This window comes from Undibacterium sp. SXout20W (genome assembly GCF_049340285.1).
GTDB lineage: Bacteria > Pseudomonadota > Gammaproteobacteria > Burkholderiales > Burkholderiaceae_D > Undibacterium.
Map to the genome: position 1 here is coordinate 134,605 of NZ_JBMPPH010000006.1, position 8,025 is coordinate 142,629.

Consider the following 8,025-nt stretch of genomic DNA (forward strand, 5'->3'; position numbering starts at 1 on the left):
TCCGAGTCACTACGCCCAACAATGAACTTCACGATGAATGAAAAAAAGGACGCCATCGACGTCCTGATTAATGTCTAGTGTGATGTCGTAAATGCCGCTACATTGATGCCGTCTTGTTGTAACTCAGAGCGTAAAGTTCGCGCGAGTTGCAAGGCATGGGCGCCGTCACCGTGCAGGCATAGCGTGTCAATGTTCATGCTCAATTCTTGCTCGCCAATGCTAATCACTTTCTGCTGCTTTACCATGCGCATGGCTTGTTGCAATGCAAGCGGTACATCATCAATTGTCGCCCCCGGGAGTTTGCGCGACACCAAAGTACCGTCATTGTTATAGCGTCGATCGGCAAATGCTTCCTCAGCAACAGACATGCCAGCGCGGCGGGCGGCGTGGATCAGCTCACCACCAGCTAGCCCAACCACGCGTAGCTGTGAGCCTGCAGCAGCGATTGCTTTGACGACCGTTTCTGCTAAAGCAGTGTCTCGTGCTGCCTGATTGTACAAAGCGCCATGCGGCTTCACATGGACCAATTGGGCGCCCTCAGACGAACAAATATCCTGTAATGCTTTAATCTGTTGCAACACCTCGTCATACACTTGTTGAAGGGGTAAATGCATTTCAGTGCGACCAAAATTATCACGATCGACAAAGCTAGGATGCGCACCAACAGCCACGCCATAACGTTGTGCCGCCCGCACAGCTTCACGCATGCTGTGTTCGTCTCCCGTATGCCCACCACAAGCTATATTCGCTGAACTCACACACGCCAAAATAGCGGCATCGTCCGCGCCACCTTCACCCAAATCAGCATTCAAATCGATTGATAATACTGCTGAGGTTTTATTTTCCATATAAACTCCATTCAAACCGGTATAACTCTTGTTGCCACTGCTGACGCGCTGCTTTGGCGCTCTCCAGATCCGTTTCGACAAAACAAAATTGCCGCCCTGGCGGCGCTTGCGCAAATTTCCATAAATCCGCTGCAATCACGACCGCAATCCGCGGATACCCCCCTGTGGTTTGTGAATCCGCTAACAAAACAATTGGCTGGCCATTTGGCGGTACTTGCACCACGCCTGGCAAGACGCCATGCGATAGTAAATCAATGTTTTCATTGCGCTGTAAAACAGGACCTTGCAAACGGTAGCCCATGCGATTACTTTGTGTACTCACAGTCCATGCATGTTTAAAAAAGAGCTGCCTGCTATGTTCGTCAAACTTTTCGAATTCTGGACCGCGTAAAACCCTGACTTCGGGCGTCCATTGTCGTTGTGGCGTACCTAGCTTTTTCTTGAGCGGGAAGGTGTCACCCATGAGCAGGCGATCACCATTTCGCAGTGGTCGACCTTCATGGCCCCCAAATCCTGCGCTGACATCGGTAGAACGTGAGCCCATGACGACAGGAACCTCAATGCCACCATCAACGGCGAGATAAGCACGCATGCCAGATTTGGGGCCACGCAGACAAAGTGTTTGCCCTTTCTTTATCGGATATCGCCAGCCACAAAATAGTGGCTGATCGTCTAATGTTGCATCAAAATCCGCACCACAAACGGCAAACCAGCCGACGCGTAAAAACCGAATTTCAACCGGTCCAGCAACAATCTCTAAACCAGCGGCCGTACCGGCATTATTGACGAGTCGGTTTGCCAGCCACATCGCCGGCGCATCAAGTGCACCAGCTTGCGCTACACCTAGATGACGGCAACCAGTTCGTCCTTGATCCTGCACTGTGGTCTGTATGCCTGCACGTAGAATTTCAATCATTCTGAGCCCCGGCATTCTCTAAAGTTCTTACATCGACAAAGCGCACGATATCGCCGCTTTGTAACAGACTGGGTTGTGATCGCCTGACATCAAATAACTTTATATTGGTACGTCCAATAATTTGCCAGCCACCAGGGCTTTGAGCCGGATAAATTCCCGTTTGTTGGCCGCCGATGCCCACCGAGCCAGCAGGCACCGCAAGCCGTGGTTCTGCACGACGAGGTGTCGCTAAATTTGCTGGTAAGCCGCCAAGATAAGCGAAACCGGGTTGAAATCCCAAAAAATAGACCATATACTCCGCCGCACTATGCGCGGCAATCACTGCCTCTTCGTTCAATCCCGTGTGGGAGGCAACTTGTGCCAGGTCGGGGCCATATTCGCCACCATATTGCACAGGTATTAACACTTCGTGGGGGATAAATTGCTCCGCTTCCAGCAATTCCCAGCAACTTTTTAGTCTTTCGATCAGCGCCGCCCCCGCCTGCAATTCGGGATCAAAAATCAGCGTCAGATTATTCATTCCAGGCACCACATCGATGCACTGATCTTCATCGGTTAATACTTGTGCAACGGCCCAAATCCGACGTTGATAGTGCAAATTCATCGTCGCACTTGATTGCATGACAACGGCATTTTCGCCCAGTAAATAAAAGTGCATATCAGTGCGCGTAGCGATAGTTTTCATGGCTTCCAGATCATTTTCACTTCATAGGTGACGTTATTGCAGAACAGAATCGTAACAGAATTGCGTGACAGGAAAAAAACTAAAAATTCACCTTTCCGCATTTATCACAGTTTCAAGCCATTACGCTAATGATGCTTACATTCAATGTGCTTCTGCGATATATTCAGCGGTACTAAAATTTGTTTCAGAATCGGTTTCTGGAAGAGGGATTTCTCTTGCGCTTTATCCATACGTCAGACTGGCATTTAGGCCAGACTTTACATCAATTCGAACGCACTACGGAGCATCAGTCCTTTCTTGACTGGCTGACTTACACGCTGGCACATCAGAAAGCAGATGCTTTATTAATATCGGGTGATATTTTTGATACGGCTAATCCTTCGGCCGCCGCACAAAAGCAGTTTTACCGTTTTTTGCAACAAGCCAAAGCCGCGCAGCCGCATCTGCAAATCGTGATTATTGCCGGCAACCATGATTCTCCGGGGCGCCTGGAAGCACCTGCACCACTGATGGAAAGTCTCGACGTCACGGTCATCGGCTTCGTGCCGCGCGATCTGGATGGGAATATCGACCTGCAACGATTAGTGGTACCACTACGCAATGCCGAAGGTGCGATTACAGCGTACTGTCTGGCGATTCCGTTTTTGCGCCCCGGGGACGTGCCGCGTATTGAAGATGCCAACGATCCCTATATGGAAGGTATTGCGCTGCTCTATCAACAGACACTGGAATACGCTTTGCACCTGCGCCAACCGCAACAAGCAATTATCGCGCTCGGACATTGCCACATGACAGCCGGTGAAATTTCAGAAGAATCAGAACGCCGCATTGTCATCGGCGGCACTGAAGCCTTATCGGCAAATATCTTTGACAGCCATGTTGCGTATGCCGCTTTAGGGCATCTGCATCTGGCACAAAAAGTCGGTAAACAAGACCATTTGCGTTATTGCGGCAGTCCGATTCCCTTATCATTTGCCGAAGTTGATTATCAACATCAGGTGTTGCAAGTTGATCTGGATGGCGAGCGCGTCGGTGACATTACACCCTTATATGTGCCACGCGCCGTGGAACTGTTGCGGGTGCCACGTCAACCTCAGGTATTAGCCAAGGTATTGGTGGCTTTAACCGCACTCGATATCCCACGTGATACACCGACAGAACGTATGCCGTTTCTAGAAGTGCGTGTCTTACTTGACTCCCCGGAACCTGGTTTGCGCGCTACCATAGAACAGGCGCTGGAAGGAAAGCCTGTCCGATTAGCGAAAATCGAAATTACCTTCGTCAAAAGAAATGCGCAAGTCAGCGATAACAACACCATGGCTGAACTGGAAAAATTGCAACCTGATCAGATTTTTGAGCGCTTGTATCAAAGCAAATATGGCACTGAAGAGGGCACCCCGACACCACCAGAATTAAGCAAAGCATTTGCCGAACTGATGCTGGGAACAAGCGGAGAGCAGGCATGAAAATTCTCGCCCTCCGTGGAAAAAATCTGGCATCACTGGCAGGCGAATTCGCCGTCGACTTTGAACAAGAACCGCTGCGTTCGGCTGGCCTGTTTGCGATTAGCGGTCCAACCGGCGCAGGCAAAAGCACCTTGCTCGATGCCCTTTGCATGGCCTTATATGAAAACACACCACGCTTGGTCAGGGCTGGCGGCAACAAAACGCTGCCAGATGGCAAAGAACTGATCTCGCAGCAAGATACCGGCAATCTCTTACGTCGTGGCACTGGCGATGGTTACGCCGAAGTGGATTTTGTCGGTAACGATGGTGTGCAGTATCGCGCCCGCTGGAGCGTCCGACGTTCGCGCAATAAAGCCAACGGTAGCTTGCAACCAACCACCATGACCCTGCATCAGCTACCGGAACTACTACCAATTGGCGGCAAAAAAACTGAAGTCAAAGAAGAAATCGTCAAACGTATAGGGCTCAAGTTTGAACAATTTACGCGTGCAGTGTTATTAGCGCAAAATGAGTTCTCCAGTTTTTTAAAAGCGGATGACAATGAGCGTGGTGAATTACTGCAAACCTTAACCGGTAGCGTCATTTATGAAGAACTGTCGAAACGCGCATTTCAACGCGCCAAGGATGAGCGCGATGCATTAGACCGTTTTCATTTGCGTCTGGCTGATAACAAGCCACTCAATGACGAAGATCGCGAACAACTGCAAAAAGATATTCAGCTCGCATCACAAAAATTGAAACAGCTTGATGCGTATGTGGCAGCAATCGATTTACATTTGCGCTGGCATCAAGATGCCGCCAAATTGGCGCAGCAAGAACAATCAGCATCGGAGGCCGCACAACAGGCTGAACAAGCACAAACAGCCTGCGCTCCGCGTTACGCCTTGTTGCAACAATTGGATGCCGTGCAAAGCGCGCGCCCTATCGTCGCGGATCTCCAGCGTTTAAGTAACAACATTATCCAAGATACAGCGAGTATCCAAAGTACACTCATCAAGCTGGAAGAAATCAAACAACAAGAAGCGTTAGCACAAGTTGCTTTGCAAACCGCCACAGCCCAATTACAAGCAAGTGAACAAGTCCATGCAAACGCTGCAGGTGATCTGGACCAGGCAAAACTGCTTGACGCTCACATTGCGAACTTGCAGCCAGTACGTCAGACGTTGCAACAACAAGTGGCGCACGCAACGCAACAAGCTGAGCAAGCAATTTCCAGCTTTAGCAATAAACAAGTCCTGGTAAAACAATGCGAGAAACGCCTGCAAAACGCGCAGACCTGGTTGCAACAACATGCATCACTAAGCGTCTTAGCAGAACAATGGCCAATTTGGGAACGCTTATTTAAACAAGCGGCACAAACCCAGCATGAACTTCAAATGCAGCAGCAGCGCGTTGCGCACTTTGATGAGTTCCAGCAAACACAGCAAGCGACGTTGGAACTACAGCAACGCACCTTCATTGACGCCCAAGAGCAACTTGATGCCGCGGAATTGCAACGGCAAACGTCAGCAAAGGTATATGCGAGTTTTGATCTTGCTGCGCTTCAACACGCAAAGCATAGCGCCGAACAACAACGCGATCAGATTCATTCTGCCATGCAGCTGGTGCATCAACGACACGAACACCAACAACGCGTAGATAAGTTGCAAGCACAGATAGCACAGTCAGACGGGGTAATCAAACAAGCGCACCGTGAAGCAGAGCAAGCGCAAACCCTACTTCCGGCAGCAAGCGCCGCGCAACAACAAGCGGAGCAAGCACTCAAAGCTGCCGAACTGGCCTGCGCAGCAAACGTTGAAGCCTTGCGACATCAATTGCAAGACGACGCGCCCTGTCCGGTATGTGGCGCAACTGAACATCCGTATGCGGTGGAACAACCACAATTACATACGCTGTTAAAAACACTGCAAGAACAGCTGCAAGCATGCCGGCAACAAGAGCAATATCATCGCGACCATTTGCATCAACATCAGACGATCGCCAACCAACAAAGCCAATTACGCCAGCGTTTGCAGCAAGAAGCCGATAGCTTACTTTATCAATGTCAGACGCACGAGCAAGCATGGCAACAACACCCTTTGTTCCAGCTAACACAGAAAATCACATTAACGACAAGTGAGCCGATATTGGCGTGGTTGGAGCAATCGTTGAATGAAGTTGATCAGCAACTGCAAACATTAAAAAATAGCGAGACGCAGCACCAGCAAGCAATGCGTGCCAAAGATGCAGCGCAAGCTGCATGGGACAAATGTCAGATTTTTTTCACACAAACTAAAGAAGCACTGCAAGCGACGCAGCTCGCCTTACAACATACACAAACGCAACGCGACCACGCTGCGACGCAGGTACTGAATGCACGACAAGCCTTAAGTCATACGCTTGATGAATTGGATGCCGCTTTTATCGTCCGCAACGCACATAGCGATGTCGAGGACAATGAAAACAATCTGCGCGATACCTGGCGTGATCTATGGCAGGCGGCACCTCTGGCATTTCAGCAAAATTGCGAAAAACAAGCGCAACAATGGCATAGCCAACAGCATCATCTGCAACAGGCGAGTGAAGAACTGACAGCACTGCAATTAGCACTTAATACGCTCGCCAGCACCCAGCAACACGCGCAACAAGAGCAGCAACGCCTGAGCCATGAATTGCAAATGTGCGTACAGCAAGTACAAACGCTTCAGCAACAACGTTTGCACTTATTTGAAGGTGAAGCTGTCGCCAAAGTGATAGAAAAATTCAACGCAGCAATACAGACTGCTAAATCGCAAGTAACAACAAACAACGAACATCTGAGCGCACAACAACAAGCACTGATTCGGTCAAATGAAGCTCTGGCGCAAGCACAGCAACGACTGGCACAACATCAGCAAGACCAGATTCAGGCGCAACAACGATTAACTCATTGGCTGCAACAACATCAAAATAATTCAGACAGTGTCCTGGATGAAACCGGATTAAGCGCCTTGCTGCAACATAGCAATGAATGGATTACTACTGAACGTCAGGCATTGCAAGTCATCGCCAATGCCAGCCAACATGCGCGCGCCGTATGGCAAGAACGCCATCAACAAAGCACGACACACCGTGAGCAATTACCAGCTACATTGCCCGCGGACATAGGCGCTGATATCGAAGCGCAGGAAATTGCTAGCGACAAAGAAAACAATACGGCAGATGCCTCTGAACGTTCGGAAACGCAGAGCAATATGCTCAGTGTCTCTGCTCTGCAAGAACGCCGGGAGGTGTTAAGTCAGCGTCAGCAGCAAGCACAGGCAAGTCTGATTCAGCTACAAGCAAATATCAGGCAAGACGATCAACGCCGTATGCACGCTGCTGACCTGCTTGAAGATTTGCAAACACAAGAAAATCGTTACCGTATCTGGGCGCAATTAAATGATTTGATCGGCGCTGCCGATGGCAAAAAATTCCGGAACTATGCGCAGCAATATACGCTCGACGTCTTGCTCGCTTATGCCAATCAACACCTGCATCAACTCGCCCGCCGCTACCGTCTGCAACGCATACAAGATAGCCTGGGGCTGATGGTCATCGATCAGGACATGGGCGATGAAAACCGCTCGGTCCATTCCTTGTCCGGCGGTGAATCTTTCCTGGTTTCATTGGCACTCGCACTTGGACTCGCATCATTGTCAAGCAACCGCGTCAAAGTGGAATCCCTGTTCATCGACGAAGGCTTCGGCAGCCTCGACGCCGATACCCTCAGAGTCGCCATGGACGCCCTCGACAGCCTGCAAGCCCAAGGCCGCAAAGTTGGCGTGATCTCGCATGTACAAGAAATGACGGAACGCATTGCGACCAAGATTATGGTACAGAGAACGGCGGGAGGAAGAAGCGTGGTCAGCGTGGGGTAGACAAAAAAATTTAATAAATCACAAACATAAAAGTAAATAGCGTAGAGCAAGATTCCTATTTAAAACTTACATCGGAAAGTATTTATTTCGGGAAGAAAGTCTTGAAATCGCGAGTTCAACTATGAAGTGCAACTGAAGATAAATGGTTAAAGGTGGGAAGATGCAGTAGCATCCGGCCTTCCAGACCTCCAAGTCAAAGTTGCCCGAAATGACATACACACATCTTACCCAA

Annotated in this window: 5 protein-coding genes; 2 read left to right on the plus strand and 3 right to left on the minus strand. The window is 49.7% G+C overall.

Features of this window, described 5'->3' with window-relative positions; translation table 11 throughout:
- Positions 1–74: 74 nt before the first annotated feature.
- The 3 genes from ACO0K1_RS05710 to pxpB are packed head-to-tail and all read right to left on the minus strand — an operon-like array spanning position 75 to position 2,449.
- Positions 75–848, minus strand: a complete 774-nt coding sequence (locus ACO0K1_RS05710; protein ID WP_423023584.1) for a 5-oxoprolinase subunit PxpA — start codon at positions 846–848, stop codon at positions 75–77.
- The gene (locus ACO0K1_RS05715) at positions 838–1,764 is read right to left on the minus strand and encodes a biotin-dependent carboxyltransferase family protein (RefSeq protein ID WP_423023586.1); all 927 of its coding nucleotides are present in this window, start codon (positions 1,762–1,764) and stop codon (positions 838–840) included. The genes ACO0K1_RS05710 and ACO0K1_RS05715 overlap by 11 nt, the downstream gene beginning before the upstream one ends.
- On the minus strand, positions 1,757–2,449 hold the full coding sequence (pxpB, locus tag ACO0K1_RS05720) for a 5-oxoprolinase subunit PxpB (RefSeq protein WP_423023588.1): 693 nt from the start codon (positions 2,447–2,449) through the stop codon (positions 1,757–1,759). The genes ACO0K1_RS05715 and pxpB overlap by 8 nt, the downstream gene beginning before the upstream one ends.
- A gap of 215 nt (positions 2,450–2,664) precedes the next feature.
- On the opposite strand from pxpB, the gene ACO0K1_RS05725 reads away from it, so the two are divergent.
- Both ACO0K1_RS05725 and ACO0K1_RS05730 read left to right on the plus strand, forming a co-directional pair.
- Complete coding sequence (locus tag ACO0K1_RS05725; RefSeq protein WP_423023590.1) at positions 2,665–3,915, plus strand: exonuclease SbcCD subunit D C-terminal domain-containing protein; 1,251 nt, start codon at positions 2,665–2,667, stop codon at positions 3,913–3,915.
- Positions 3,912–7,793, plus strand: coding sequence for an SbcC/MukB-like Walker B domain-containing protein (locus tag ACO0K1_RS05730; RefSeq protein WP_423023592.1), 3,882 nt, complete (start codon positions 3,912–3,914; stop codon positions 7,791–7,793). Before ACO0K1_RS05725 ends, ACO0K1_RS05730 begins: the two co-directional genes overlap by 4 nt.
- Positions 7,794–8,025: the final 232 nt, after the last annotated feature.